This window comes from Alteromonas sp. V450 (assembly GCF_001885075.1).
In the GTDB taxonomy this organism is placed as follows: domain Bacteria; phylum Pseudomonadota; class Gammaproteobacteria; order Enterobacterales; family Alteromonadaceae; genus Alteromonas.
Window position 1 is genome coordinate 1,354,140 of record NZ_MODU01000004.1, and the last position, 26,854, is coordinate 1,380,993.

The 26,854-nt window shown below is 45.1% G+C and carries 28 protein-coding genes and 1 pseudogene; 16 read left to right on the forward strand and 13 right to left on the reverse strand.

Annotated features, from left to right (window positions below; translation table 11 throughout):
- Window positions 1–31: 31 nt before the first annotated feature.
- Window positions 32–850, reverse strand: a complete 819-nt coding sequence (locus BK026_RS05950) for an SGNH/GDSL hydrolase family protein (protein ID WP_071815007.1) — start codon at window positions 848–850, stop codon at window positions 32–34.
- A gap of 91 nt (window positions 851–941) precedes the next feature.
- Between BK026_RS05950 and hemN the strand changes: the two genes are divergently transcribed.
- A complete protein-coding gene (gene hemN / locus BK026_RS05955; RefSeq protein WP_083575025.1) occupies window positions 942–2,315 on the forward strand; it encodes an oxygen-independent coproporphyrinogen III oxidase in 1,374 nt (457 codons plus the stop codon).
- Here the strand turns inward: hemN and BK026_RS05960 are convergent.
- From BK026_RS05960 to moaB, 7 genes are all read right to left on the reverse strand, one after another.
- Window positions 2,302–3,465, reverse strand: a complete 1,164-nt coding sequence (locus tag BK026_RS05960; protein ID WP_071815008.1) for an ATP-binding cassette domain-containing protein — start codon at window positions 3,463–3,465, stop codon at window positions 2,302–2,304. The genes hemN and BK026_RS05960 overlap by 14 nt on opposite strands.
- Before the next feature lie 10 nt (window positions 3,466–3,475).
- Window positions 3,476–4,213, reverse strand: coding sequence for a molybdate ABC transporter permease subunit (modB, locus tag BK026_RS05965; RefSeq protein WP_071815009.1), 738 nt, complete (start codon window positions 4,211–4,213; stop codon window positions 3,476–3,478).
- Entirely contained in the window at window positions 4,213–5,238 is a 1,026-nt protein-coding gene (gene modA, locus BK026_RS05970; protein WP_071815010.1) for a molybdate ABC transporter substrate-binding protein, read from the reverse strand. The genes modB and modA overlap by 1 nt, the downstream gene beginning before the upstream one ends.
- Window positions 5,238–5,756 carry a molybdenum cofactor biosynthesis protein MoaE gene (locus tag BK026_RS05975; protein ID WP_071815011.1) on the reverse strand — a complete coding sequence of 173 codons (519 nt, stop codon included), beginning with the start codon at window positions 5,754–5,756 and terminating at the stop codon, window positions 5,238–5,240. Before BK026_RS05975 ends, modA begins: the two co-directional genes overlap by 1 nt.
- 2 nt (window positions 5,757–5,758) lie before the next feature.
- Window positions 5,759–6,007 (reverse strand): MoaD/ThiS family protein, encoded by a 249-nt coding sequence (locus BK026_RS05980; protein ID WP_071815012.1) that lies wholly within the window; start codon window positions 6,005–6,007, stop codon window positions 5,759–5,761.
- Between the two features lie 155 nt (window positions 6,008–6,162).
- Window positions 6,163–6,642 carry a cyclic pyranopterin monophosphate synthase MoaC gene (moaC, locus tag BK026_RS05985; protein WP_071815013.1) on the reverse strand — a complete coding sequence of 160 codons (480 nt, stop codon included), beginning with the start codon at window positions 6,640–6,642 and terminating at the stop codon, window positions 6,163–6,165.
- Window positions 6,639–7,145, reverse strand: coding sequence for a molybdenum cofactor biosynthesis protein B (gene moaB / locus BK026_RS05990; protein WP_083575026.1), 507 nt, complete (start codon window positions 7,143–7,145; stop codon window positions 6,639–6,641). Before moaB ends, moaC begins: the two co-directional genes overlap by 4 nt.
- Before the next feature lie 124 nt (window positions 7,146–7,269).
- Here moaB and BK026_RS05995 point away from each other — a divergent pair, with 124 nt between their 5' ends.
- A complete protein-coding gene (locus tag BK026_RS05995) occupies window positions 7,270–8,040 on the forward strand; it encodes a HesA/MoeB/ThiF family protein (RefSeq protein WP_071815014.1) in 771 nt (256 codons plus the stop codon).
- Window positions 8,041–8,176: 136 nt separating this feature from the next.
- Here BK026_RS05995 and BK026_RS06000 read toward each other — a convergent pair whose 3' ends face one another.
- Window positions 8,177–8,401, reverse strand: coding sequence for a hypothetical protein (locus tag BK026_RS06000; RefSeq protein ID WP_071815015.1), 225 nt, complete (start codon window positions 8,399–8,401; stop codon window positions 8,177–8,179).
- A gap of 191 nt (window positions 8,402–8,592) precedes the next feature.
- Between BK026_RS06000 and BK026_RS06005 the strand changes: the two genes are divergently transcribed.
- Window positions 8,593–9,711: a succinylglutamate desuccinylase/aspartoacylase family protein gene (locus BK026_RS06005; protein ID WP_071815016.1), complete on the forward strand. Its 1,119-nt coding sequence runs from the start codon at window positions 8,593–8,595 to the stop codon at window positions 9,709–9,711.
- 287 nt (window positions 9,712–9,998) lie between these two features.
- Window positions 9,999–10,264 (forward strand): annotated as a pseudogene (locus tag BK026_RS06010) (transposase zinc-binding domain-containing protein); the annotation flags it as partial.
- Window positions 10,265–10,354: 90 nt separating this feature from the next.
- Here the strand turns inward: BK026_RS06010 and BK026_RS06015 are convergent.
- Window positions 10,355–12,058, reverse strand: coding sequence for a hypothetical protein (locus BK026_RS06015; protein WP_071815018.1), 1,704 nt, complete (start codon window positions 12,056–12,058; stop codon window positions 10,355–10,357).
- Between the two features lie 205 nt (window positions 12,059–12,263).
- Here BK026_RS06015 and BK026_RS06020 point away from each other — a divergent pair, with 205 nt between their 5' ends.
- Complete coding sequence (locus BK026_RS06020; protein ID WP_071815019.1) at window positions 12,264–12,698, forward strand: helix-turn-helix transcriptional regulator; 435 nt, start codon at window positions 12,264–12,266, stop codon at window positions 12,696–12,698.
- The gene (locus BK026_RS06025) at window positions 12,686–12,952 is read left to right on the forward strand and encodes a hypothetical protein (protein ID WP_143142091.1); all 267 of its coding nucleotides are present in this window, start codon (window positions 12,686–12,688) and stop codon (window positions 12,950–12,952) included. Before BK026_RS06020 ends, BK026_RS06025 begins: the two co-directional genes overlap by 13 nt.
- On the opposite strand, the gene BK026_RS06030 is transcribed toward BK026_RS06025, so the two are convergent.
- Window positions 12,949–14,988, reverse strand: a complete 2,040-nt coding sequence (locus tag BK026_RS06030; RefSeq protein ID WP_071815021.1) for a winged helix-turn-helix domain-containing protein — start codon at window positions 14,986–14,988, stop codon at window positions 12,949–12,951. The genes BK026_RS06025 and BK026_RS06030 overlap by 4 nt on opposite strands.
- Window positions 14,989–15,256: 268 nt before the next feature.
- Here BK026_RS06030 and BK026_RS06035 point away from each other — a divergent pair, with 268 nt between their 5' ends.
- From BK026_RS06035 to BK026_RS06060, 6 genes are all read left to right on the forward strand, one after another.
- Window positions 15,257–15,790, forward strand: coding sequence for a hypothetical protein (locus BK026_RS06035; protein WP_071815022.1), 534 nt, complete (start codon window positions 15,257–15,259; stop codon window positions 15,788–15,790).
- A gap of 225 nt (window positions 15,791–16,015) precedes the next feature.
- Window positions 16,016–16,429, forward strand: a complete 414-nt coding sequence (locus BK026_RS06040; protein ID WP_071815023.1) for a hypothetical protein — start codon at window positions 16,016–16,018, stop codon at window positions 16,427–16,429.
- 48 nt (window positions 16,430–16,477) lie between these two features.
- The gene (locus BK026_RS06045) at window positions 16,478–16,687 is read left to right on the forward strand and encodes a hypothetical protein (RefSeq protein ID WP_071815024.1); all 210 of its coding nucleotides are present in this window, start codon (window positions 16,478–16,480) and stop codon (window positions 16,685–16,687) included.
- A 97-nt stretch (window positions 16,688–16,784) separates the two neighbouring features.
- Window positions 16,785–17,153 carry a hypothetical protein gene (locus tag BK026_RS06050; RefSeq protein ID WP_071815025.1) on the forward strand — a complete coding sequence of 123 codons (369 nt, stop codon included), beginning with the start codon at window positions 16,785–16,787 and terminating at the stop codon, window positions 17,151–17,153.
- Between the two features lie 30 nt (window positions 17,154–17,183).
- Window positions 17,184–17,417, forward strand: a complete 234-nt coding sequence (locus tag BK026_RS06055; protein ID WP_071815026.1) for a hypothetical protein — start codon at window positions 17,184–17,186, stop codon at window positions 17,415–17,417.
- A 129-nt stretch (window positions 17,418–17,546) separates the two neighbouring features.
- On the forward strand, window positions 17,547–17,837 hold the full coding sequence (locus tag BK026_RS06060) for a hypothetical protein (protein ID WP_071815027.1): 291 nt from the start codon (window positions 17,547–17,549) through the stop codon (window positions 17,835–17,837).
- 62 nt (window positions 17,838–17,899) lie between these two features.
- On the opposite strand, the gene zapE is transcribed toward BK026_RS06060, so the two are convergent.
- Window positions 17,900–19,360, reverse strand: coding sequence for a cell division protein ZapE (gene zapE, locus BK026_RS06065; RefSeq protein ID WP_256253694.1), 1,461 nt, complete (start codon window positions 19,358–19,360; stop codon window positions 17,900–17,902).
- A gap of 300 nt (window positions 19,361–19,660) precedes the next feature.
- Entirely contained in the window at window positions 19,661–22,108 is a 2,448-nt protein-coding gene (locus BK026_RS06070) for a zinc-dependent metalloprotease (RefSeq protein ID WP_071815029.1), read from the reverse strand.
- 408 nt (window positions 22,109–22,516) lie between these two features.
- On the opposite strand from BK026_RS06070, the gene yegQ reads away from it, so the two are divergent.
- The 4 genes from yegQ (at window position 22,517) to BK026_RS06090 (ending at window position 26,841) form a co-directional block, all read left to right on the forward strand.
- Window positions 22,517–23,938, forward strand: coding sequence for a tRNA 5-hydroxyuridine modification protein YegQ (gene yegQ / locus BK026_RS06075; RefSeq protein ID WP_071817519.1), 1,422 nt, complete (start codon window positions 22,517–22,519; stop codon window positions 23,936–23,938).
- A gap of 3 nt (window positions 23,939–23,941) precedes the next feature.
- Window positions 23,942–24,187 carry a YfhL family 4Fe-4S dicluster ferredoxin gene (locus tag BK026_RS06080; protein ID WP_071815030.1) on the forward strand — a complete coding sequence of 82 codons (246 nt, stop codon included), beginning with the start codon at window positions 23,942–23,944 and terminating at the stop codon, window positions 24,185–24,187.
- A 116-nt stretch (window positions 24,188–24,303) separates the two neighbouring features.
- Window positions 24,304–25,527: an aminotransferase class I/II-fold pyridoxal phosphate-dependent enzyme gene (locus tag BK026_RS06085; RefSeq protein ID WP_071815031.1), complete on the forward strand. Its 1,224-nt coding sequence runs from the start codon at window positions 24,304–24,306 to the stop codon at window positions 25,525–25,527.
- Between the two features lie 138 nt (window positions 25,528–25,665).
- On the forward strand, window positions 25,666–26,841 hold the full coding sequence (locus tag BK026_RS06090) for a trans-acting enoyl reductase family protein (protein ID WP_071815032.1): 1,176 nt from the start codon (window positions 25,666–25,668) through the stop codon (window positions 26,839–26,841).
- The last annotated feature ends 13 nt before the right edge of the window (window positions 26,842–26,854 follow it).

Sequence of the window (26,854 nt, forward strand, 5' to 3'; positions counted from 1 at the left end):
GCAAATTTTATCGACCGACGTCACGTCAACGTCAGTTAGCGTTATCAGCTACGTGTTTAATGCGCTCAGCAACTTGCTGTGCCCATAACGTGTAGCCTTTCGGCGATGGATGAAACCCATCTTCTGCCATCAGACCACTTTTATGCAGCTGGTTTACATCCATATCAGGCCGCATGAGTTCTACATTCAGTACCTCTGCTTTTAGGAATGAATTTACATGACTTTCTAACACGAAATTCAATAATCGAGCTCTTGCACCCAGCACATAACGAAGAGGTTGAGGAATAGCAGGAAACGCATGCATAGGAGGCAAAGCTGAGAAAATTACGTGCTGACATGAAAATTCATTGTGTAAAAGATGATAAATAGCACGTATATTTTCACTAAACTGACGAGTGGAAATGAACTTTGTCACATCATTCACACCAACTGACACCAAGGCTACATCGACGGGTTTCGGCGCCAGTAGGGACAATCGTTGTAATACATCGCTACTGGTAAAGCCTGTTGTAGCTTCAACGTCTAGGGTTACCATAACATCTGAACAGTAAAGGCCGGTTAAACACCGAAACAACGCACCAGATAGCGCGTCATTTTGATGCGCTGCACCGACGCCAGCAGCGGCTGAATCACCTATGATTAATACGTCGAAATCTTTACCTGCTTGGCTAACCGCTGGTGTATTACATGCAGTAGATTGACAAGGGACCCCGGGCACTTGAAACTTTCTGCTACCTTCAGCTTCGGGTAACCGCAATGCATGGCTTCTCACCCACAATGCCTGCGGAATAAGAATGGGAAGCATGGCTAAAAGCGCTAAATTAAGTGCAAATAGTTTGAAGTAGATCAATACCCCTTCCTTCTAGGCAACATAAACTGTGAGCATAAACCGTATCATCATGGTATTGCAAAAGCGTGCGCGATTATGAGGCCGAGGTATTATGAGCACAATTGAAAAAGACAACGTTACAACAACAACGATTACCAAATATGCTCAACACGCGCCGCGTTATACTTCATACCCTACTGCACTGAAATTTGAACCAGTACAAGACGACATACTGACAATTGCCAACCATCAATCACAAAATAAGGTTGCTAGCCTATACGTACACATACCTTTCTGTAAAACGCTTTGCTATTACTGTGGGTGCAACAAAATAGTAACTAGGCACAACAGTAAAGCGGACGAGTATTTAGACTACATCGAAAAAGAGATGCTAGCTAAGCGCCAGTTGACCGAACAAAAGCAAGTGGTAGCGCTGCATTTAGGCGGAGGCTCTCCCAGCTTTTTAACTGCTCTTCAGCATACTTATCTCATGTATTTACTCAAGAAGCACTTTGCCTTTACAACGGATGCCGAGTTGTCAATTGAACTTGACCCACGACATGTCGACGAAGCGTATTTAGACAACCTCAAATCGCTAGGCTACACACGTATTAGCTTTGGCTTGCAGGATACTGATTACAATGTACAGCACACAATAAATCGCGTTCAAAGCACATCCCACATCGCGAAAATGGTGTTCCATGCACGCACTATTGGCTTTAGCTCTATTAACTTAGATTTGATTTACGGTTTACCTCACCAAACAGAAGAAACATTCACACAAACCGTTGCTGCAACGAAAGCAATGTTGCCAGATAGAATTTCTTTATTTAGCTACGCGCATTTACCTGAGCGATTTGCCGCTCAACGAAAATTTTCAGACGACATTTTGCCAAACGTAGAGCTAAAGGCAACGCTGTACAAGCAGGCAGTGCGTAGCCTCACTAAAATCGGTTATGTGATGATTGGCTTAGATCACTTTGCACTTCCCAATGACAAGCTTGCAATAGCCAAAAAAGAAGGTCAATTACATCGCAATTTTCAAGGCTATACCCTACGTGGCGACGCAGACTTAATAGGCTTAGGAGTGTCAGCTATCAGCACCGTAGGCAACGCGTTTGCGCAGAATCCTAAGGAACTAAAGCACTATTTCGAAAGAATTAACAATGCTCTACCGTGTGCTACCGTAGGGCTTAGGTTAAGTGAGGATGACCTAATTCGCCGTGATGTGATTTCAAGCTTGATGTGTAATTTGGCAGTAAACAAAAAAGAAATATCGCGAAAATATCATATAAACTTCGACGAATATTTTGCTAGCGCACTGGACAATTTAACGCCCCTGCTTAAAGACGGTGTTGTTATCTTATCGGAAAACCGAATTGAAGTGCCGGAACATGCACGCATATTCATCCGTGCTATATGCGCACGGTTTGATGCTTATTTAAATGATAACCAAGCGTTTAATCGATACTCTAGAGCAATTTGAAGCGCGCTATCACCTGCATACCCGTTTGTAATTTGAGTCGCTTAGCTGATATCTCACTAATGCTTGCATAAAGGCTTTGCCGTGAATGTTGAAGGGTCATAAACAGTAAAACTTTTCCGCTATGCAGTGCAGATATTTTAGTAATTATACAGGGCAATGCATTTAAGATACTTGACGTATTTAGCACTTCAACATTTTCGGCCATGGACGTAGTACAGATATCAACACTCACATCGCACGCCTTAACAACAAACTTAACCTTCACTGAGGGTGAGAAAGCACTCGAAGAAGAATCGCGTGCCTCCTCTACAAGTGCGCTGCTTTCAGAATCATTTGTGCGTAACGCCGCGCTTGAAACATACAGCTCGCTGTCAGCCACTGCCACCCTAAACACGTCAGGCCCCCTCGCATGCGCAGCCGTTAGCTCTTTACTTTCTTTCTCGCCGTCTTTGGTTACCACAGTTTCTAAAAGATCACCTTCCAGCACACTACTAGGGCTATCGTTTTCCAGTTCACTAAACACACTGTTTAACACAGCACTTGTGGTTCCTTGATAAGACACCTCTCCCTTTTTTATATAAATAAGGTGGTCGCTGTAAACCGCAAGGTCGTCAAGGTCGTGCGAAACAACCAAGCACTTTATGCCATGCGTATGCGTGAGGCCTTTTAAGAACTGATAGATCTTCGTACGTGTTTGTCTGTCGATGGCACTTAACGATTCATCTAGTAATAAGATCTTAGGGCCGTTGATTAGCGCCCTTGCAATTGCCACTCGCTGTGCCTCACCGCCCGACAATTCACTTACCTTCTTGTCAACGAGGTGTGCACAGCAGCATCCTTCTAGACTCGCCTCAACAGAAAGCGCATTATCACCTGGGTGACACCTAGCTAGCGCAAAATTCCCTCTGACATCGGTATGGGTAAAAAGCATTGGCTGCTGAAACACCATACCCACTTTCAACTTGTGACTATTACCTGGATTTACAGCCCAATCGACTTTTACCACTGCATTTTTTTCTGCGCCAACTAAACTGCGGAAAAAACTACTCTTACCGGCGCCAGACGGCCCAGCAACCCCAATAAAGCCTGCATTTTTGCTTATATCTACACTGATATTTATTCGATTTGGTATATAAACTGAAAGCTTCACATGAGTTACCTTAGTTTGATTGGCTATCAACGTTTTGACGTTGCGCTTCAGGAGACGTTTGCGTCAGTCCAGCACTATTAAATCGATACAATAAAGCAAGTAAGACAAAGGAAAATATAAGTAGCGCGAAAGACAACCTGTGTGCACTTTCATATTCGAGGGCTTCAACTTGCTCATAAAGTGCGATGGAAAGCACCTGAGTTTCGCCAGGTATATTGCCACCAATCATTAGCACCACACCAAATTCTCCGATGGTGTGCGCAAAACTGAGGCCTAGCGCTACAACAATAGGTGCTTTGCACATTGGCAGCACAATTCTAAAAAACGCTTCAGCTGTTGAGAAACCAAGGGTACGGGCCACATCGAGATAGCGCTTATCTAGCTGCACGAAACCGCTATACAGCGGCTGCATTGCAAAGGGCAATGAATATATGACAGACCCCAATACCAAGCCTTCGAAGCTAAACGCCAAAGATGTACCAAAAACTGCCTGCCACCCTTGACCAATAAAATGTTGCGGTGAAAACGCTACCAGTAAGTAAAACCCTAAAACAGTAGGCGGAAGCACTAGAGGCAGTGCCAGTATAGCCATGACAAGTGGCTTAGCTCGGCTTTGCCAGTTTGCCAACCACCACGACAAAGGCAGCGTAATAGCCAGCAGTAGTAAACTTGTCACTATGGCTAGCTGTAATGTAAGGCCGATTGCCCCCAGCGTGGTTCCGCCAAAAAAAGACGACAGCCATGCCATTAGCAACTTACCTTTTCAGGCACTGCATCACCGTTTTCATGCATTGTATTTCTCACAGCCATAGCAGGCTTGTAGCCCCATTTGGGCAACGCACACTGCATGAAGTCAGACAAAATAAACTGTACAAACAAACTCGCATTATCAACTTCACTCGTAATCGCTATGGTGTTATCGCCACTATTTTCGTTAAACCAATTAGGCGTTAGCACCGCGGGTTGTTTACGGTTTACGGACAGCCCTTGCATAATAGGAGAATAAAAATCGACGGGTACCGAGACCACCGAATAAGCGGTCTCAAGTTGTTGCTCAAGCCCTGGTAACACAGATTTGGCAATAAATGCGCTGCTTGCACTGCCAGTGGTAAAAAACTGTAGCGTTTGTAGAACATTTTTTCCTGTTACTCGACTAGGTGACGTTGCGCTGTTATGCCACAAAGAAAGGTTTTCAAGGGTTTGCTTTGCTGCTAAACCATAGGGAGCTAGCTTAGGGTTTGCTATCGCGACCTTGCCTTGCTGCTGCACCAGTGCATCAAGAGTTGAACGAAGCACATCCTCAGGGCTCTGCATATCATCGTTCATATGGTCACGACGACGGTATATGTAGACCAACTCACCCTCTGCATAATTCACCACATTGCCTGCGTGAATAACACCCTTGTCGATGAGCGCATTTGGCCGGTTAACATCGGCTGATAAAAATACGTCAAATGTTGCGCCATGTAAGATTTGTGCGAACAACGTACCACTAGAGGACACCGTTGTAACAACGTCTACCCCAGTAATCTTTGTAAAGGCTTGCGTAATGCTGGCAAGCGGTTTGGCAAAATTCGCCGCAACACCAACGTGAATACGTCCCTGCCTTTTTGGCGTAAATAACGCTGAAAATTCCGCCTCTTGTTGTTTACGCTCTGCCGTGTTTGTATAGACATCGGTATCGTCAGCTATTTTGGCCTGTGTATTATCAACAATGAAAATACACAGCACTATGACGAAGGCAACAAACATGTAGGTGTGTAACTTACACATTATTGATGTTCAACGTCTTTTTCTGGCTCAAGAGCATTTTCTTGCGGCGAAGGTGACATCCACTTTAGCGCTGCTTTATCGTCAGACGCTTTTGCAGCGACCCATTCAGATTTATCACCCTTGAACTCTTTCTTCCATAGAGGCACAGACTGTTTGAGCATGTCCATTAGAAAGCTGGCTGCGTCGAATGCCGCCTGACGATGGGGAGCTGCAGCGCCTACCCATACGATATGTTCGTTATTGTATATGCGCCCTACTCTGTGTAGTGCGCCAGCACTGTTAAGTGAAAAGCGTTCGATAGCTTGTTCAACAAGCAGCATCAACGCTTTTTCAGTCATACCCGGATAGTGCTCTAATTCAATACCGTCTATATCGCCAGTATTATTAAAATCTCGTACTAACCCCGTAAAACTGACGATAGCGCCGGTGTTGCCGCACGCTTTTTCTTCTGCCGACTGTTTTAGCATGGCGTACAGCTCGCCTTGGTCGAAGTCTTCAGCTTGAACTAACGCAAACATAGCTAGCCCCCTGTTACAGGTGGAAATAACGCCAATTCATCACCGTCGCTCAGTACGGTTTTAATATCGCAAAGCTCTTGGTTGCGAGCAGTAAGTACACTGCCCTCTAGCGCTAACGCCCATTTGTCGCTGCGTGTTTCAAGCTGCATAATCGCGTTTTCAATGGTGCTGTTCTCGCTGAGGCTAAGCACGATGTTATCCTCACCCGTAATCTCTCGGGTTTGTGCGAATGTTTTTACTGTTATCTGCATACTTTGCCTTATCTATACTCTGTTAGCATCGCAACGTATATGTTTGCTGATGAGTCCTATCTGACAAACCAACGTCGTTGAATTTAACATGCGATTTCTCACGCCCAATGCCTATTAGGCGCGACGCTTTTTGCACTATCAGCAATTCAGGCTTACTAGGTGCTTGATTGCCAGTGGCCTGTTTTACCGCCCTTTTTCTCAAGTACTCGTATCCCTTCCATATGCATAGCTGGATCAATGGCTTTACACATATCAAACAAGGTTAACAGCGCAACATTTACGCCCGTTAGTGCTTCCATTTCAACGCCGGTTTTACCGCTTAGCTTGCAATAGCACGTGGCTTTAATTCGGTTTTGGTCGGCTTGAATATCAAAGTTAATGTCCACCTTGGACAGCGCTAATGGATGGCACAGTGGAATCAGGTCTGCGCAGCGTTTCGCCCCTTGGATACCCGCTACTCGGGCAACCGCAAATACATCACCTTTGGCAATTCTTGCTTCAGAGATTTGGCGAATAACGTCTTCGCTTACGTATAAAAAACCCTCTGCTGTGGCTTCTCGTTTGGTAACGTCTTTGTCGCTAACGTCAACCATGTTGGCTTCGCCGCCAGCGTTCAAATGGCTAAAAGAACTCATGCTTCCACCAAATGTTTTACAAAGTTACACGGTCTAAAGTCGGCATCAAGTTGGCTAGCAATAATCTTTTCCCACGCCGTACGACACGCGCCTGTAGACCCTGGTAAACAGAAAATAACCGTATTATTAGCAAAGCCCGCTATCGCACGAGATTGAATGGTTGATGTACCAATCTCTTCATAGCTAATTTGACGGAATAGCTCACCAAAACCGTCGACTTCTTTATCGAACAATACGCTAATGGCCTCTGGCGTTGAATCGCGGTGGGTAAAGCCTGTACCGCCGGTAATTAATACCGCGTGAATGTTTTTGTTGGCAATCCATTTCGACACCACGGCGCGCTGCTGATAAATATCGTCTTTCACCAAATCGCGGTCGTAAAGGTTATGGCCAACCGAGGTAAGCGCCTCTTTCAGGTAGTCTCCCGACTTGTCGTTTTCGAGGGTGCGCGTATCTGAAATAGTGAGTACGGCAATATTGAGGGGTTGGCTAACAGCTGACATATGAAATCCTAATTTGATATGCGACATTTTGGTGGTTTTTGATAAAGTACCAGCCAAAATACTATTTGGTAATCACTTTATAAGGGTGCATGCCATGAATTCAACAACAAAGTTGGCATAAACTATGTCTAAAAGCCTAACGCATCAGCAGGCTATGCGCTATAACCGCCATATTGTGCTTCCCAAAGTAGACCTAGATGGTCAAGAAGCGCTGCTAAACGCAAACGTGTGTATTATTGGCATCGGCGGGCTTGGCACCGCGGCCGCTACCAGTCTATGCGCCAGCGGCGTAGGTTCACTCACGCTTATCGATCACGACACGGTTGAGGCCACCAACCTGCCAAGGCAAACCTTGTTTAGCGAACAAGATGTAGGCACAAGCAAAGTAGAAGCTGCTAAAGCAAGGCTTAACGCTGTAAATAGCGATTGCAACGTTACTATAATGGCAGAGCCCTTTTCAGCGTCTAGCGCTGACCAGCTACCCCCTTCGCTTAAGAAAGCCATTGAGCGCGCCGACGTTGTGCTAGATTGCACCGACAATACAGACGCGCGAGATTTGATTAACGTAATGTGTTTCAAATTAAATACTCCGCTCGTATCGGGCGCGGCCATTCGCTTTGAAGGTCAGCTTTTTGTTGCTATTCCCGGTAAAAGCCGCTGTTATGCCTGCTTGAGAACGCTATTTGAATCACCGGATTTAAGCTGTGTTGAGGCAGGTATATTCTCGCCTGTCGTAAACATTGTTGGCACTTACCAAGCCATGTTAGCGATGCAAGTATTGATGGATTTCGACAACATTCCTACAAACACGTTAATGACATTTGATGCGCTTTCTCATGAATGGCGAAACTGGAAGCTACCTAAAGGCGTAGATTGCACGCTTTGTGCGTGTTAACGGATTTCGTAAACGGGCAACGCGAACAAAAGTTGAGCCGGAAACAACGCAACGTAGTAACGGCTCATTTCGGTCAGAAAACAAGACCACCTTTTTGGGTGCAACCTTTTAATTAGTACTTAAAAACTATTATGTATCATTTGCCCTTTAACACTTCTTGGCGCTCACGTTCATAGGTGTCATAGTCTTTTTGATACTGCGCTTCACATTCATCTCTTTGTGCGCCTTGTAATTCACTGCATTGCTGTAGACGGTTCTGCTGTGCAGCATTGTACAACTGTTTTGACGTGCACCCTGATACCGCAACCAGCAAAGCCAAAACCAGCAAATGAGTTATGGGCGTTATTTTTGAGAGCTTCATTACCATTTCATCCTTTATATAATTTGCTTTTTAAGACGCTTCGATTTGGAAATAGTTTCGCTGAACAATCGGCAAAATGTTACGATTTGTTTATGTAAAGCAAATATTTGAAAACGCTGGTTCTTTGCCTGAACGCCAGCCGTAAAAGAAACCGCGTTTTTTTAAAACAGACAGATAATAGGTTGAGTTACATGACAACCCAAGTTGTAAAAAAGCATATGGTAGTGGCGCAAAACGCGTCTGGCCGTAACATGAACGTGCCCATATATCGAATGAAAGGAGCGCGCCCAGGCCCTACAGTGTATATTCAAAGCTCTATTCACGGTGCGGAAGTTCAGGGTAACGTGGTTATCTATCACCTTATACAACGCCTGAAGGATATGGATATTTGCGGCGAAATTATCCTTGTGCCTAACTGCAATCCCATCGGCACTAACATTAAAGCAGGTGAATACACATTAGGCCGTTTCGACCCTGTAAATGGCACAAATTGGAACCGAGGCTATTTTTTTGACAAAAATGCGGTAGAGCATTTTGCTAAAACGGTGACCCGCGAAGAGTCGATTGACGGTATAAAGCAGCGTTTTCGCGCACACCTATCTAACGCTATAAACAACAAACTTGCCGAACCGTGGGGGTTAGGCCTAGCACAGCAGCTAAACCTTAAGTTACAACAAATAGCGGTGAATGCAGACTTTGTGCTAGACCTTCATAATGGCCCGGTATCTACTCGTCACATTTACATTCCTGAGTATGCTAAAGACAGTGCAAAGTTGTTTAATATTCCCCACTGTATTTTTATACCAAATGTATTTGCAGGCGCGTTAGACGAAGCGACATTCTGCCCATGGTGGACATTGCAAGAAAGTATAAAAACCAATTTAGATCGCGAAATAAACTTTAACGTTGAAGCCTTTACTCTGGAAATGGGTAGCCAAGAAGTGATCGACTTTAATGAAGGCAATATAGACGCCACTAGCATTCTTAGCTACCTAAATGCCAAAGGCGTGCTGCACGAATGCGATATTAAACCGAAAGCAATGCCGCGCTTAGGTGTGTATTTGAAAGACTACAAAACCCTATTTACTAATTGGGGCGGCATGGTGGAATACATAGCAAAACCGGGCCAAACGGTGAAAAAAGGCGAACCGCTGGCGCAAATTCTAAATATAGACGATTTAGACACCGACAGCGGCAGCAGAACCCTAGAAGCGCCTTGCGATCTGATCCCTATTTTGCACTTTCCTTCGGCTTCAGTATTAAGCGGAACACAGCTTTATAAGGTGTTTACAAATTATCAGGAACTGTAGTTTTTGTATGCAAATTGATAGAGTAAAGTTTCAATTACAGCATGGTTGATAAGGGTACGTAGAAACGTTTCGCGCAAGCTACTGGTTTATTCTTTGAATTCCGACCTGCCGTTCAATTTAGTTTATTGAGCGGCGGCGTATTACGATAAGCTGACAATGGATAATTGTAGTTTAAGCGGCAGCTATGAGCGTGACGCGGACCTCGGGACAAGGAATTTTTCCACCTCAAACGACAGTAGACCAAACCCAACTTCATCTGCACATTGAAATACCAATCCTTGGCAAGGATGCATTTACTAGTAGCTCAATACTCCACCTATAAACGACACCGGCCAGAGCAGACATTGCTGTATCAATTAGTCGAAAGTCACTATCCAGAATTTATAAAGCAGCTTTCGGATCAAGGAAAATCGTTACCACGCCATGTGGAAAAAGAGTTTGCCGAATTTCTTGAGTGTGGTCGTCTTGAACACGGATTTTTGCGTGTTAATTGTGACGACTGCAAACATGAGAAGCGGGTCTGTTCAGTTGCAAAAAAGGCACCTGTTTAAGTGCCTTCTAACGTTTGAGTTGTGTTTATAAACGTTACTCAATCATTCGCTCTCATTTAAAGAGTAGGAACGGCTTGTATACGCAGCAAAGCTTAACTGCCCACATCAAACTCAATTGTTCCTCCGGCTGTATTGTTCATAAAGCCGTAACTTAGAAACACACTTTGTGGCCCAGAAAATGAGTGGAACCGCCAATCCATCAGACTGCTGCCTTTGGGGGCTTCATATTCAACATAAATAAAGTCTGTTGGTAACGCATAATCTACTGGTGTTATATCTTCATTTTGTTCAGAGCTGATGCTCAGCACCATTGAAGATTCAGTTTCGACACGACAAGCGTTAAACTCCCAATTAGTAGAGCAATATGTATTCAGCTCCCCGTTAGCATCACTTCGTTTGGCGCTACTCATACTCGGAAACATTCCTTCCAGTTCCCACCTGTAATAACACGGGCTAGGCTCCAAATTACCAAATTCATCTAAATATTCGCCAGGGAATAAGTTGGCTAACGTGGAGCTAAATTCGGCTCCATCTTCGAGTGCGTTATATTCGGCATAAATTTCATCTACGCGTTCGGCGGAAATATTACTCGGAAATAAGTTAATAAACAGTTGAACAAATTCATCTCTTTTCACGAACGTTTGAGCGTCTTTTAGAATATCGCCACCAGGTAGTGTAGCGGTGACTTCTAACCGGTATACCCACGGAGTGGTATCAACATTAAAGGCAAGTGTTTGTGCTTCAACCTCGGTTAAACCAGACATAGCGCCAATCTGATCATCATGGAGTACGTCAAATTCTTCTGTGGTGTTATTCCACTTCAACAAACGATAAGCCACATTTTCTAGTACAACACGTTCACGGTGAGGGGTAATGCCAGGGCCAAACTGAACAACTTGCTTAATACCTTTCACTTCATGTGACGGGTCGGTTGTGACATCGGCCCCACCATAAATAGTATTTACAAACATGCGGACATTTATGTTAGTGGCGCGCTCAAATGAAAGCATTAAGCTTTCACCAACACTCTGGGTATTTCCACTAACCGTTACCGAATCAAACGTGTTTTCAGTTAAACGCGAGACTTGCTGTACAGAGAATTCTTCAAAAGGAAAGCTGTCGCTTGCTGAAAAGATAACTTGTGCTTCGTTGGTAGCAGGGAATCGAACTCGTCCGGTGCCGCTGGAAAATTCACCATCTTTTGTTTGAATGGTGGCAGTTACTCCGGTATCTAAGCTAAAGTTCACACCGTCAATGGGTGTGTCAGCCAAAAGCGTACCGTTACAGGTAGACACACCACAAGCATCACTTAATAAATCCAAGCGGGCATTCGCCAGCGGTACTGTAAATTCAACGTCTGCGGTGGTATCTGCCGAATAAGCTGTACCATTAACGATAAAGATATCAACGCCTAGAGTGAGCGTTTCTCCAACGGAGTGAGTCACGTACAACTTAAATGACTGACTGGCCGTAAAGGTAACCGTTCCATCGGTCTCAACAGGCACGCGTTCGCCGTCTATATCAACTTCTGCGCTATCGACACCACCTAAACTCAAAGTTGCCCCGGTAGCCCTTTCACTTGCCTGAGCACTTAGCACCAGACACTCTTTGCTTACTTCACAAGAGCTGTTTTCTTGCGTAACAGTGATTGTTGGATCGGGTTGCGATTGTGCTGGAGGAGGGGTCACAGGCACAGGGGTACTGCCACCACCTCCGCCTCCACCACCGCAGGCCGTCAGGATAAATGAAAACGTCGTAACGACCAGCGATATTCTAATTCGATTTATACAGTTCATTGGGCTATCCGTAGTGTTTGTTTTTGCAACTCAGCAAAGCTGATTAATTAATTTGCTATTAAAACATCAGGATGAAAATCAATCCTTCCCTGCATCGAACATTAAAAATTTTTTTTATTGGAAAAATAAACGCCATTTTCGGGGTAGTTAACATTTGCTACATACCAACAATAGAGTGCATTCATTAAACACGGGTGTATTTTCTATGGCCAGGCCAAAACGCTTTAACACAGCACAAGACTTTGAGTTGCAGCTAAGCCGCATTATTGAAGGGCTTATTGACTACCACAGCCGTTTGCCGGAGCTAGAGAGGAAGGACATACAGGTTGCGCAAATCGCTGAGAAGCTTGGTGTTTCAATCAATACGCTCAGGCGCTGGTGCCAAGAATTTTCTGGCGTTTCAGCGCGAGAGTTTTTGGCTATCTATCGCGTAGAGAAAGCAAAATTACTACTTAAAAGTGGCTTCAAATCTTCTGATGTTGCTCACCAGCTTGCTTTTACTGAACACAAAACGTTTTCAGCTTTGTTTAAGCGTCATGCTCATAAAACGCCATCAAATTTCGCGAATTATTTGTTTAGTGCTGAGACATCTTTTCTCCTTAGTACACGTAATTATAAAGCAATTAAGTGTCTAGAGTAGTCTGGTCGATTCAGGGTGAATCGACCAACCTTTTAAAACATGGAATGCAAGCATATATGCCCATCGGCATTGTGGACAAAGGCACCACATCTGAACAGCGTGTCATCACGTCAACTTTAGCAAAACTTGATGCATCGGCGGTTTTCGCTCAGCTTCAAGAGCCGGCTTTAGTCTATGTAGGCGAAGTGGTAAATCAGCGTCAACCAGTCGACTTAGCGATGCTTGAAGTGGGTGCGCAATCACTTAGCATTTAATATTGAATGGGCTGAGCTTTAGCATCATCTTCGGTTGCTGCCAATTTGAACTGTTCGAGCACTTTCTCGTGTTCGGGCGTCCAGCTCTCTGCCATCTTTTCTTTTAAAGAGTAGGCTTGGGCAAGGGCCAAGGCAGCATCACCCTTTACTAGCGTTAAATGCGCATTGATAAAAACGTAACCAGAGCGTTGATCACTCCACTCTCCCTCCAACTGGGTCAGTAATGCTTCTGCTTTGCCGGCGTTACCCAACATTAAATAAGCTTTTGCGCCCAAGTGGATAGCATGATTCTTTAAGTAAGAGAGTTCAGTTTTCGCTAGGTTTTCAAGCGCTTCCTCCGCTCTTTGTGCAGCTTGTTCATAGTTCTCTTGTACCATGCTAACCAAGGCTAAATCGTTGTAAGCCGTCATTTCGCCTTCCATATCACCATTGCCTTGGTAGGCTTGAATCAGTAACTTGAGCTCGTTTTCGACGTTTAACACATCACCGCGCTGCAAATTTGTGGTTGCTATTTGATGACGGGCGAACAAGGCATAGCCTGTTAAGCCATAACGGATAAACACGTCTTTCGCCTGTTGATAGTGATCGACGGCACTTTCCAAATCCATTTGCGATAAATACACATTGCCCAAGTTAAATAACACCTTGCCTTCACCACTGCCATAGCCCGCGGCTTGATAATACTCTCTGGCTTTGACCAATTGCGGGATTGCATCGTCTAATCGGCCAAGCGCTTGCATACTGCTGCCTGAATTAAGGAATTGATTACCCATAATTAAAGGGTCTTTCATGACAAAGGGGTTTACTTGTAAAGCAAGCGTGATGGCCAGTGAGTCGTTAAGTTTGCCTTCGCTGTAGAGAATATTTGATTGTATGTTTCGTATAAAAAAGGCCTGAGCATCGGTTAACTCAATCATCTCCAACTCTTCGACAAATGCGCTAGATTGCTCTAGCTCTCCGGTCCTATAGGTGAGGTCGGCTAAGTAGGCTTTTGCCCAGAAGAATTCCGGCTCTTTTTCTAGGGCCATGTTCAAATAGTTACGCGCATCTTTAAGTTCGCCACTGAAAAGCTCATGCACACCGATGGCGTAGTCGCGGTTGGCTTTTTCATTGCTGCTGAAAGTGTTTGCCAATGGGATGATGTCTTGATCTCTTGGAATTAAATTAGCCGCTAGTACTTCAAGCATTTTGTTGGCACTGTCTATGACATCCACGCCGACAAATGGGATAGACAAAGACTCGCCTTTCTCGTCGGTGAGCACAAATTGTATTTGTGGTTGGTTGTTGTCTAAAGAGAAGGTCATGGCGACCATCTTAGAGCAACCTAGTTGTCCACATACATCGTCAAAGGTTGCCGTTGTTGAATCGGGTACCAAGGCGACCACTCTGTCCACTGGGATGATTTGTATACTGGGGTATTGGCTTAACTGTTCAGCAACCAATGCCATAACACCATATTCCACCCAATTGTGTACATTGGAGTCTGCTTGACTGGCTACGGGGAGCACGGCAATCCGTTCAGGATTATTGGCATTCGCCATTCCCTGTTGAGGATCTAAATAAAAGTGTGCAAATGCAGCGACAAAGAGTATTGCGATAACACCAACACTGGCTACCCATTTGAATATTTTAGCAGGAGGCTGCTTAGTTTTGGTTCTCGATGTTGTGTTGGTAGTGGCTGGAGGTACTTTGGGCGTCACTTCTATTTGAGGTGAGGCTTGGCTCACCGGGGTATTCATTCTAAATCCTTTGCCCCTGACTGTCTTGATATAGCCTTGATCTTTGCCATTGTCGCCAAGCACCTGGCGAATCTCGGAGATCAGTTTAGAGACAGACCAGTCTGTGACGACTTGCGATGGCCATAAGGTTTCAAGCATGAGGTCTTTGTCGACAGCTTCAGGGTAATGCTCACAAAGTAGGTTGAGCGCTTTGACAATTTTGTCATCGTTAGACACCACTACCCCGTCACGAATAAGCCGAGTATTCCCCATATCCAGCGAAAAATCGCCAAATTGAAAATGTAACGAGTCTTGCATGGTGCTGATGTCCTATCGGCCCTAGAGGAGCGGTCAAAAAGTAATCTATAGGGTACTGCTAAATGGATGTGAATCGCAAACTTTTCGCTGAAACATTTCAAAGCTATTACCAGTAACGTACTGAATCTAAAAACTTTCAAGTTTCTTCAAACTGTTTCCAAACGAATTCAAGCTACTTGATTTGTATACCACTAATCTAAATCTCGACAACGTGTGCCTAGTTCAAATTGGCATAGGGTTTTTATCGACTTTACTAGGAAGTTTGTTCATGAAAATTATGATATTTACGCTAGTGTTTTGCTTATTTTCATCGGTTAGTGTTGCTCAGCTTAGTAAGCAGGACACCAACAAACTTACCAACACCCGAGTGAAAACTTCACCAAAAAGTTCGCTCAAGATTGAATATGTGGTGCCAGGTAATGTGGCGATTGCTGCTGCCAAACGCTACGGCTTTGAATTTGACGCCAGTAATCCGATGAATGCTGCGATGCGAGCCAATTGCAAACAAGAAGGCTATCACTGGACGGCAAAGGAAAATTGGTGCTTCCTTACTGGTTTTTATCACTCGGGTCCTGGTCGGTGCAAAATCTTAAAAGAGGGGTGGACGATTAAAGAAATCGTGCTGTCCGGGGGCCCAGTTACGTGGGAAGTTCGACCACGAAATAGCAACTATCCGTTTTTCAGGGTCAAAACCATGGCAAACGGTAAACGCGTTAATACCTACACGATTAAACAAGTCAAAATGATGGGGCCTGAAGGACCGTTTAAGAGCTTTGAAGAGGCATTTAAACGATGCGCCTAATAGGCTTTAGACATTCATAAGAGATAAACATAAGTTCACTAAGCCCTGATCAATAGAGGTCATTAAAATTTTTCTTCGATTTTAAATGGCCTCTATCTTATTGATAAATGTGCATTTCAAACTTCTTCAAACTCTTTCCAAGCTAATTCAAGCACAGATTTCTGTGGCTTTCTAATCTAGAGCTCGACATCAACCAACAGCGTTTTTTTACCCAAAGGACAGGTTATGAAAATCAACGTAGCACACACACTCGCAATGCTTTTTTTGTTGTTCCCGATGACAAGCATTGCCCAAGAAGAAAGACATATTCATGTAAACGGTGAACATCTGAATGAAGAGGAAATTCAGTTGATGGACACCTTGTTTGAGCAACAGGTTCCCAGTGGCTTTTATTGGCTGAATTTCAACGACGCTACTTGGGGCTATGAAGGCAATGATCAAACCCAAGGTTTAGTACCACTAATTGCAAGGCAGATTCAGGCCCAAACACAACAGCAGTCGCAGTCAGGTTCAAACGGGGGGTATACCCGAGGCGAAATTAATCAGTCTCAAAACGGCAGTGTAGTGACAGGCAACATTGACGGGAAGTCGTGCACTTTCGCTTCTGTGGGTGGAACCACAGTTAAGTTGTGTGATTAGGGGGCGGGTATGAAAAAGCATCGCCTGGCATAGGCCATTGCACTGGGCTTGTCATCATATTCGGCGGCCGCTACCAGTGCTGCACTATATCAGTTGGAAGGCGTGGTACCTGACAGTGAATCGCAGCAGGCCATTCAGTTTTACAATCGTGGAGAGCGAGCCAACAAATGGGATATGCCAGACTATTTGATACAGATGCAATTTGGTCAGCATCAGTTCAACTTGGCCACACCTCTTATGGTAATCACAGCCTACTGATAGATATCCTGTCTCGACGGGGGATAAAGTGGCAATAGGATGCCACTGGCAACATGCAAATTAGCCGTGCTTTGTTAAGTGGTAGCTACTGGTTGGGGTGAAAAATTTCACCGGTCTGGATGATAGTAGCAACAACTATGTTCGCGGTGCAGGCATGAACGCCAAGATCTTTGAGGGCGAACGTTTTTCTATGGACATGGGCGTGACCTATCTGGATGCGCAAAAGCAAACCATTGATGACTTTGCTACTGCTGGTATTTTGAGTGCAGAGAAAAACCAAGGCGCAGGGTTCACCGCATCATTGAATGGTAATCTGGGAGTTTGGCAGGCTAATCTTGCCTGGAGTACCAGTTGTTATGAAAATCCCACCGACGAATTTGATAGTGATGATCTGGGTTTGGTGGAGCTTATTGACGGTACGGCCAATGCCTATACCTTTGACTTTTCTTATGTGGAGTATGAGTAACTTGAGCTCAGCAAGGACCTCTATTTTTCATTGTCACTCTTTGCCAACCATAAAAATGTAGCGCCGCTTTATCAGACGTTAACGTCTTATGTGCAATCGAATATTCGCTCTAGCGAGGCGGGCGCCAGTTTCCAGCTAGGTAATGTTAACGGAGGGGCTGTCTTTAGCACCGCCAGAGACAATCTTGATGACATAGCCAGCCTACTTACAACACAAACCAAACAACGCAGCTTTAATGTATCAGTACCATTGGCTCAGATGTAGCAAGAGGTCGCTTACCTGCCGTCATTGTCTTATCAATACTTTGCGACGCACCAATATGCGATTAGCAATCCTGATCAGCAGGAAAGAAGGATCCGCACCGTAGTAAAAGATAGTGTGCTCGTAGAGCTCATGTCCGATGACGTCCGCCAAGCCACGCTTGACTTAACTGGCTATACCTACATCACGAGGGTTGATGTGCTTCCTATGAGTGAATATTTAGTCGTTTTAATAAAACTTAGGGCCACTTCAAGAAGATCAATGCTCTATCTATTCAACACAGAATTTAATGTTATTTATCAAGAAATGTTGGAAAGATGCAACGGTCCCCACCAGCTCATTGGATTGGTAAAAAAAGGTGGATCAGACAAATTACTTATTGATTTGTGCGAGCCATTCGAAATAACAGGCCATCGCGATTAATGACCAAGAAGCCTAGCGCAAGCCCCTGCCCCGCTATAGGTCTGCAAGATAAAAACTATTGGTCATTGCCGTCCCCATTCTTGTCCACCCATTTCTACCAGTCTAGACGCTGCTCGCCCAAAGGAAAAAGCGAGATCATTGGCAGACGAAAATTGTGCCAACGACACGCCCACTCGCCCCGTCGCCGACCACTCATAATATTCCCCGTTTTTGGTGCGGATCATAGTCGTCGCGAAAGAGCTCGAGTTGCCCCCCTTGTCACTAACAATCAATTCTCCGTCGCCATCGCTACTTTCAACATGTGCTTCGAAATCAACAAACAGCTTGTTGAGCGGGACTTGTGCCGACAGCACTAAGCGAGTGCGAGATTCATAACATGCATCAATAAGGGTCACGAACCGTCGCGCTTCGTTTAGGTAATTGGCGTCCAGTTGCGGGACGCGCTCTATGATGATGACCGGAAATCGGTGGCAAAGGGAAATATAATCGGCTGCTCCGAGCGGTTGGTAACATAACTCTGAAAAGTCAAACCAAGCGCACCGATCATTTAATCGGGCAACCTTAACAGCGCGACCAAACAGAACAGGAATGATCTCGGCCTCAGCTTCAGACGCAGGGCCACCAAATATTTCTTCCAATTGCGCCTGTATATTGTCATTAACACTGTCATCAGCATCGTTGTTCGACCAAAAGTAAGATTGACCATCCGCTCGAGTTTCGAGTCGATAATCCACACTGGAATCGTCCATTGAAACAATGTCGAATGTGTCTTTTAACATGTCGATGAAAGGCAAAAAGAGGGAGCGGTTGATACCCCCTTCATACAATGTCTCAGGGGAGCGATTAGAGGTGGCTACCACCACAACGTTTAAATCCAATAATAGTGAAAACAGTTGCTTCAAAATCATGGCATCGGCAATGTCTGTCACTTGAAATTCATCGAAACAAAGAAGCTGGGCTTCTTGTGCCAATTGTTGTGCAATTATCGGTAGTGCATCATCTCTTGGGTGCTGTTGGTTATATACAAATATTCGGTGATGGACGTCTAACATGAATTCATGAAAGTGGACGCGGCGTTTGGTTATTCTTGCGTGTTTGTAACTACTGTTGTTACAGCGATAATTATCATCAGAAACAACAACCGACGCGAAAAAAAGATCCATTAAAAAGCTCTTACCAACCCCGACAGGGCCATGAATATAAATACTTCGCGGTGGCGAACCGAAATACCACAAACCGCATTTCTTTCGAAAAAAGGACTGGGCAGATATCAAGGCTCGCTGCAATGACATTAACAGCGAACTGCGGCCTTTAAACCTGCTTGCTGGTTTATTGAAGCGCACTCGTTTTGGTGGGAGCGAGGCTAGAGACTCGTGCAGAATATCGAGTTTTGCCGCCAGAGCAACTTGAGCGTTGTCTCGTCGCACCTCGCCAGCATCAACCATACGTTCATACGCTTTTGTCACTGGGCCTTTAGGAAGTAACTGCCGTGCGGCGCGATGTTGTACTGCTATATTCTTCACAACCGTCTTCATCATGAACCTGAAGAGTTTATCAACATGGCAATGTAGTACGTTAATTTTCTTTATGGGTATCAATTAAGTTTGCAACAAAACCTCAAATTTCCCCCTTGGAAAAGGAGGTTAATAAAGATGAAAAGCTTGTTATCGTCACCTTTTGCCTGGGTTTAACGTTCTTTTTTGATGCTCTCAATACCTCTTTTCTACCCAAAAGTAACTCGATAAATACAAGACTGCGCCGCAGCATTGTTCTGCGGCGCTAGCTACTCATCAACATTGCTCTACACTGCCCCTCACCCACTCTTATATGGGCGAACCTGGCGGTAGCGGCTCTACGTTAAAGGTACTTGGCCATGCCTTGCTAGCCCAATAAGTATCGAACTGTTCTTTCAGTATTTCATACTGATTGTTGTCAGCTTCATCATCTAACCACTCGTTGAATTCAAGTAAAGCAAGTTCTGCTTCCATTCTTACTTCTGGCGCCAGCTTTTCGTTCGTTATCGCTTTCATCACTGCGTTTAACGCTACTAGCTGTAAGCGTTTTGCTAATGGGCTTTGTGACTTATTTTTATACCAGTGAACGTTAAGTATTTGCTTCACAAGCATAGAAACGCCTACTTTTTTACGTCTGTCGTCGGCACTTTTAGCTTGCCACTCTAAACGGTTTAAGCGCTCTGGGTGCAATAGTAATTCAAACGCAAAGTTAGATGCTGAAGCAGCGGCGGACAGAGGATCTAACATTAAGCCCATTTTGCCTTTAAAGTGCTCGCGAGTTATATCGTCGCCATAAGCTGTTGGTGGAATAAGGGCGAGTACCGATTCAGGTATGGTCAGGAAATCAGCGGTAGTAGCAGTAATTAATTGCTGCATCGCGCGCTGTTGCACCGCGGGTGCTACAAACTGCTGGCCCTGCGCTTGGGTGTAGTCACCTTTGCGCTCGTATTCATACACTAAACCGCCGACCTGTTTTGCAACGGCTTCTAACTGATAACGGTGGAGCAAGTAAATAGGCACTAAAGCATTTTCAAGTGACGACAAGCTGCTGTTTGGGCTTAAGGTGTCTAGACCTAAATTGCTTAACGCCAGCTCGCGCACTTGGGAAATGTCATCGAAGGCATCTAGCGGGTTGCTTCCATTTTCCCACATATGACCATTTGCCGATGCATGGCGACTGCTGCGGGTATCGGGGTCTGACTTAAAGCTTAAGCCCTCGTTGCGACCTTTTACGATAATCTTTGCTAAGGCTTCGGCTTCTTCTACGTCGCTGGCAAAGTCTTGGTAACCATATGCTACGGCGTGTATATCCCATGCGCCTATGCCTTTATCATAAGCGCCCTCCAAGCTGATTTTGCCGTTTTTAATACTAATTTTAGGGTGAGGATAATCCATTACCGACGCACGGTTGTTTTCACTTGCCGCAAAATTATGTGCTATGCCTAACGTATGCCCTACTTCGTGGGCAGACAGCTGCCTAATACGATCGAGTGCCATTTCTTGCTGCACGGTGGTGTCGGTATTACCCTCTTTAAACGGGCTGGTTAGGCCAAGGGCAATTAAATAATCTTGTCTTACGCGCAGTGAGCCTAACGTGACATGGCCTTTAATTATTTCGCCCGTTCGCGGGTCGACAACCGACGAACCATACGACCACCCCCGTGTTGCGCGATGCACCCAGTTAATAACGTTGTAGCGCACGTCCATTGGGTCGGCCCCTTCTGGCAATACTTTTACCTGAAACGCATCTTTATAGCCTGCGGCTTCGTAGGCTTGGTTCCACCAGCTCGCTCCTTCTTTAAGCGCGGTCATTACCGGCTCTGGAATACCTGGGTCTAGGTAATACACAATAGGCTCTACTGCTTCACTCATTGCAGCATGCGGCGTTTTTTTATGTAAACGATGGCGGGTAATAAAACGCTGTTCAGTAGGTTCACTAATAGGCGTGGAATAGTCAAAGTAGCTGAATTTCCAGTAGCCTGAGTATGGGTGGTACTCTCTAGGCGTGTAGTTATCATCAGGCAATGCAACGAACGAATGATGCAAATGCACGGACACGCTCTCTGGGTCGGGCGTAACTTGCTGCACGTATTCGCCCGCCTTTTTACCTGCAAAAGTGACTAAAGCTTCTAACTCAGTATTTTTTTCAAAGCCTTTAGTTTTAGGTAAGTACACACCGCTTCGCATTTTATCTACGCTGAAGCTGCCTTGATTGGTGCGTGCCATACGGTTTCCGATACCGTGAATATCACTTAACAGAAAAGGTGTATAGTCGATAAGGCTAGCACTATCGCTTTTAGCTACCAGCGTAAAACCGGCAATAACCGAATCAGCAAAGGCTTCATCAATACTCTGCTTTTCAGCGTCACTGCCGTGGGCCGCGCGGTATTTGGTGTTGTGCTGCTTTAATAAAATCTTGTTGCCAAATTTTTCAAAGCTGACTAAGCGCGTATCGCCCAACTGGCCGCGATCAAGGCCAATGTCATTTGAGCCTACACCATAAGGCAAACTGCTTTGAAACAGGTATTCGGCGTTGTCTGTTGGTACCGCCAAGTAAACTTTGTCGCTTTCATCGTCATAGTAAACAGGAATTAACCCCTCTTTTTTGGTCATATCGCTGGTGAATTCACCAATGCTTGGCAGTGCAGCCAATGCGGAAGACGTAGACACGACAAATAATACCGTAATCGCAATGGCTGATTTAGCCGATGCTTTTACTTGTCGCGCCGCTTTATGAAAAATGTTCAATTGCAGCATGCAGTTAGTCCTTATTAGTGTGAATTTCTAGCCTACCCTATGTGGTGAGTTTTGCCCATGTTAATTCATCGTTTAGTGCGCTCTTTTGGCTTGTTATTTAGCTGTGAACGGGCTTGGTTTTTACTACCGAAGGTAATGCACTGATAACGCAACCATATGGGATAAAACAGCTGGCATTGACTCTGCTCAATTGCCGTTTAAACGTTCAAAAACACAAGCGACAACAAATTATTTGATCTTGGTCAACACCAAGCTTTGTTTGAGTTGTAGAGGTATTTTACCGCTTATAAAATCCGCCGCCTTGTTTATAGCGTCTAGTAGCGGTTTTTATCTATGACTTCAAAATTATCACCTAATCGCAGCTCTTCTAACCTACATGAAGACCCAGATTCAACATTACCAAACCAAATGTTAATCGCGCCAGAGCTACTTGCACCTGCGGGTAGCTTACGCAACATGCGCTACGCTTTTGCCTATGGCGCCGATGCTGTTTATGCTGGGCAGCCACGCTACTCACTTCGCGTAAGAAACAACGAATTTAGCCTTGAGAACTTAGCGATAGGCATAAAAGAAGCACACGCTCTAGGTAAAAAGTTCTACGTAGTCAGCAACATTGCCCCCCACAACAGTAAGCTAGGTACCTACTTGAAAGATATTTCACCAGTAATTGCAATGAAGCCCGATGCGTTAATTATGTCAGACCCAGGGCTTATTATGATGGTGCGCGACGCCTTCCCTGAAATGCCTATTCACTTGAGTGTACAGGCCAATGCGGTGAACTACGCCACGGTGAAGTTTTGGCAGAAACAAGGTATTGAGCGCGTTATTTTGTCTCGAGAGCTCTCTTTGGAAGAAATTGAAACAATTCGTGAACATGTTCCAGACATGGAGTTAGAAGTGTTTGTGCATGGTGCGCTTTGTATGGCGTATTCGGGCCGCTGCTTATTGTCTGGATATATGAATAAACGCGACCCAAACCAGGGCACTTGTACCAATGCTTGTAGATGGTCTTACGATGTTAAGACGGGCGAAGAAAACGAAACCGGTGAAATTGTTCAAGCTATTCAGATTGATAAGGCAGGTGAAGCGCCTGAAATTGTAACTCCTACCCTTGGCGAAGGCACGCCAAGTACGCAAGTGTTCATGTTAGAAGAAAGGGAAAAGCCCGGTGAACTGATGCCCGCTTTTGAAGACGAACATGGCACCTATATTATGAATTCTAAAGATTTGCGTGCCGTGCAACATGTTGACAGGTTAACCCAGGTGGGCGTGCATAGTTTAAAAATAGAAGGCCGCACTAAATCGCATTACTACTGCGCTAGAACAGCACAAGTTTATCGCAAAGCAATTGACGACGCGGTAGCAGGAAAGCCATTCGATAGTGCATTAATGGGAAGATTGGAAACTTTAGCTCATCGAGGTTATACCGAAGGTTTCTTGCGTCGCCATGCGCACCACGCGTATCAGAACTATGAGTATGGCCACTCAGTCAGCGACAAACAGCAATTTGTTGGTGAAGTGATTGATCGTTGTGAAGAGTCTGGCTATGCAATTATAAACGTTAAAAACAAATTCTGTGTAGGTGACTCACTCGAGTTGATGACGCCAAGCGGCAACATTACCTTTACTCTAAATGAGATGCTGGATAAGAGGAACCATTCTATTACAGATGCTAAAGGTTCAGGGCACCTAGTAAGAATACCGATACCCAGCGATGTGTCTTTAAATTTTGCCCTACTGCTGCGAAACCTCGATGAAGGCGTTGATACCCGCAATCCGTTTCAAAAAGCACTTAATACAGTAACACCCGAAAACGTGAGCGAGGCATAATTTATGGCACTGCTTATTCTTGATAGCTGCATTAACTGCGACATGTGCGAACCTGAATGCCCTAATGCCGCTATAAGCATGGGCAATAAAGTGTATGAAATAGACCCGTTACGCTGCACAGAATGCGTGGGGCATTACGATGCGCCAACTTGCGTAGCGGTATGCCCTATTGATGTTGTTAAGCCCGACCCGCACAATAAAGAGTCACTAGACGAGCTGGCCGAAAAGTTTGTTCGTTTAAACAGTTAGCAAAAAGTAATTCAGCGAGTTAGTTGTACTTCTCGAAGAATTCCCTTGAATCATAACCAAGAGTGATCCCTAATTGCGGTAAAGTTTGAATTGGCACTACTAATAAGGGGTTTATTTTGAAGTTTGCCTCTCGCGCTACGGCGATTTCTCCGTTTCTTGCTATGACCTATGGCGAAAAAGCCACGGCACTAGAACAGCAAGGTAAAGATGTTATAAGACTTAATTTAGGCGAGCCTGATTTCGGCGCACCCGCGGCAGTGCTCGCGGCAATGAAAGAAAGCTTGAGTGCCCCAGATTTTCCCTATACCTCGGCGCTGGGCATGCCTGAACTACGTGAAGCCATTGCACGCTTTTATGAATTGAAACATGGCGTAGCGGTAAGCCCTTCTAGAGTGGTAGTGACCGCTGGGGCTTCTGGCGCTTTACTTTTGGCAAGTGCTGCCTTGGTTGAACCAGGCGACAACGTGATATTGGGCGACCCTTCTTACCCCTGTAACCGACGTTTTTTAAACGCATTTGGCGCAGAGGTAACGTTGGTGCCAACACGCAGCGAGGATAACTTTCAGCTAACCGCTGCAAGTGTCGCCGATAATTGGAAGCACAACACAAAAGGTGTACTTATTGCCACACCGGCCAATCCTACAGGCACGGCGATAGAGACAGACGAGCTGATTAAGATTGGACAATACTGCAAAGCTAAAGGTGGCTTTTTAATTGTTGATGAAATTTATTTAGACCTAGCACTTTCATTGGATGGTCGAATCAATACTAGCGAATCTCAACCCAATGAGAACAAGGGAGCAACACTCCAAACTGTACTTGCATTCGAAGAACTGCAGGACACTGTGGTAGTCATAAACAGCTTTTCAAAATACTTCGGCATGACTGGCTGGCGTCTTGGTTGGTGCGTGGTGCCTGAGACCATGACCCCAATAGTCGAAAAGCTCGCGCAGAATTTGTTTATTTGCCCCTCTACCCTTTCTCAAAAAGCCGCACTTGCGTGCTTTAAACCTGAAGCGTTGACGCAGTGCGAGCAAAACCGCCATACGCTGATAGAGCGTGCATCTCTTGTTTTTAATGCGCTCAAAAATATGGGGCTTGGTTTGGATGCAAAGCCTGACGGCGCGTTTTACGCTTACATCAACATTAAGCATACGGGCTTAAGTGCTATCGAATTCTGTGATGCTCTGCTGTCGCAGTATTATGTGGCGCTAACACCAGGCAATGATTTTGGTGAGCACAATGCCAACCATTACGTAAGGCTGTCTTTTGCCACCAGCATTGAACGCCTTAGCGAAGGGCTTTCACGACTGGCTAAGTTTATCGAGTCACTAAGATAGCTCGTTTTATCGGCTGCTATTTAATTTTGTGAATAGACAAATATTACCGAAAAAAATGATAGATATCGTTGCTTGTGCGTATATTGGGTAATACATATTGATGACACGTGTCGAAACGATATAAAACAGGACAAAACAATGAGTAACGAACGGGAATTTGATGTAGTTATTTTCGGTGCCACTGGTTTTACGGGCAAACTAGTAGCTGAGTATTTTCAGGCTCAATATGGCAGCGATAGCAGCGTTAAATGGGCAATAGCAGGCCGCAACGAAACCAAGTTGAACGACGTAAAACAAGAGTTAGGGATTAGTGACAATGTTGAAAGCATTGTCGCCGACGGTGATGATGCCGATGCACTTGACGCTATGACAAAGCGCACGGCGGTAGTACTTACCACTGTAGGTCCATACCAAATTTACGGCGAAAAGTTACTTTCTGCATGTGTCGATAACGGCACCGGCTATACAGATCTTTGCGGTGAGCCTGCCTGGATGCACCAAATGATCAACAAGTACGAAGCGAAAGCTAAAGAAACCGGCGCAAACATTGTATTTTCTTGCGGATTCGACTCAGTGCCGTTCGATTTAGGTGTTCACTACTTACAAGAGCACGCTAAGAAGCAAACCGGCGATGTCATTGAGTATGTAAAGGGTCGCGTTCGTAAGATGCAGGGTACGTTCTCTGGCGGCACCGCGGCCAGCTTGAAAGCAACCATGGCGGCTGCGCACAAAGATAAGTCTGTGATGGCGGCGCTTATTAATCCGCACTCATTAACCGATGGCGCGTCAAATCAGCCACAACCCGACGGCAATAAACCTTACTTCGATGAACAATTAGGCACATGGGTGGCACCATTTATTATGGCGGCTATTAATACGAAAAACGTTCATCGCACCAATTATCTGGGCGGATATAGCTACGGCAAAAACTTCCAATACGATGAAATGATGATGACTGGCCCAGGCGAGAAAGGTGAAGCCATGGCGAATCACGTTGCAAAAGATAAGTCACTTGCAAGTGATGATGGTCCTAAACCTGGAGAAGGCCCAAGCAAAGAAGAGCGTGAGAACGGTTTTTACGATGTAATGTTCGTAGGCACAGCCACCAATGGCGATATGCTAGCTGTGTCGGTTAAAGGCGATAAAGATCCGGGTTACGGCTCTACTAGTAAAATGATTTCTGAATCAGCACTGTGTTTATGCAAAGACGTGCAGTTGTCTGGCGGATTCTTCACGCCTGCGTCCGCACTTGGTAATAAGCTTATTAGCCGATTGGAAGCAAATGCAGGATTGTCATTTGCAATAGAAAAGTAAAGTAGAACAAAAG

What these genes read in the sequence shown, in the direction of transcription:
- hemN (WP_083575025.1), top strand. Translation starts at nt 942, where the DNA reads ATGAGCACAATTGAAAAAGACAACGTTACAACAACAACGATTACCAAA.
- modB (WP_071815009.1), bottom strand. Translation starts at nt 4,213, where the DNA reads ATGGCATGGCTGTCGTCTTTTTTTGGCGGAACCACGCTGGGGGCAATC.
- modA (WP_071815010.1), bottom strand. Translation starts at nt 5,238, where the DNA reads ATGTGTAAGTTACACACCTACATGTTTGTTGCCTTCGTCATAGTGCTG.
- BK026_RS05975 (WP_071815011.1), bottom strand. Translation starts at nt 5,756, where the DNA reads ATGTTTGCGTTAGTTCAAGCTGAAGACTTCGACCAAGGCGAGCTGTAC.
- BK026_RS05980 (WP_071815012.1), bottom strand. Translation starts at nt 6,007, where the DNA reads ATGCAGATAACAGTAAAAACATTCGCACAAACCCGAGAGATTACGGGT.
- moaC (WP_071815013.1), bottom strand. Translation starts at nt 6,642, where the DNA reads ATGAGTTCTTTTAGCCATTTGAACGCTGGCGGCGAAGCCAACATGGTT.
- moaB (WP_083575026.1), bottom strand. Translation starts at nt 7,145, where the DNA reads ATGTCAGCTGTTAGCCAACCCCTCAATATTGCCGTACTCACTATTTCA.
- BK026_RS05995 (WP_071815014.1), top strand. Translation starts at nt 7,270, where the DNA reads ATGTCTAAAAGCCTAACGCATCAGCAGGCTATGCGCTATAACCGCCAT.
- BK026_RS06000 (WP_071815015.1), bottom strand. Translation starts at nt 8,401, where the DNA reads ATGAAGCTCTCAAAAATAACGCCCATAACTCATTTGCTGGTTTTGGCT.
- BK026_RS06005 (WP_071815016.1), top strand. Translation starts at nt 8,593, where the DNA reads ATGACAACCCAAGTTGTAAAAAAGCATATGGTAGTGGCGCAAAACGCG.
- BK026_RS06015 (WP_071815018.1), bottom strand. Translation starts at nt 12,058, where the DNA reads ATGAACTGTATAAATCGAATTAGAATATCGCTGGTCGTTACGACGTTT.
- BK026_RS06020 (WP_071815019.1), top strand. Translation starts at nt 12,264, where the DNA reads ATGGCCAGGCCAAAACGCTTTAACACAGCACAAGACTTTGAGTTGCAG.
- BK026_RS06030 (WP_071815021.1), bottom strand. Translation starts at nt 14,988, where the DNA reads ATGCAAGACTCGTTACATTTTCAATTTGGCGATTTTTCGCTGGATATG.
- BK026_RS06035 (WP_071815022.1), top strand. Translation starts at nt 15,257, where the DNA reads ATGAAAATTATGATATTTACGCTAGTGTTTTGCTTATTTTCATCGGTT.
- BK026_RS06040 (WP_071815023.1), top strand. Translation starts at nt 16,016, where the DNA reads ATGAAAATCAACGTAGCACACACACTCGCAATGCTTTTTTTGTTGTTC.
- BK026_RS06060 (WP_071815027.1), top strand. Translation starts at nt 17,547, where the DNA reads ATGTCCGATGACGTCCGCCAAGCCACGCTTGACTTAACTGGCTATACC.
- BK026_RS06070 (WP_071815029.1), bottom strand. Translation starts at nt 22,108, where the DNA reads ATGCTGCAATTGAACATTTTTCATAAAGCGGCGCGACAAGTAAAAGCA.
- yegQ (WP_071817519.1), top strand. Translation starts at nt 22,517, where the DNA reads ATGTTAATCGCGCCAGAGCTACTTGCACCTGCGGGTAGCTTACGCAAC.
- BK026_RS06080 (WP_071815030.1), top strand. Translation starts at nt 23,942, where the DNA reads ATGGCACTGCTTATTCTTGATAGCTGCATTAACTGCGACATGTGCGAA.
- BK026_RS06090 (WP_071815032.1), top strand. Translation starts at nt 25,666, where the DNA reads ATGAGTAACGAACGGGAATTTGATGTAGTTATTTTCGGTGCCACTGGT.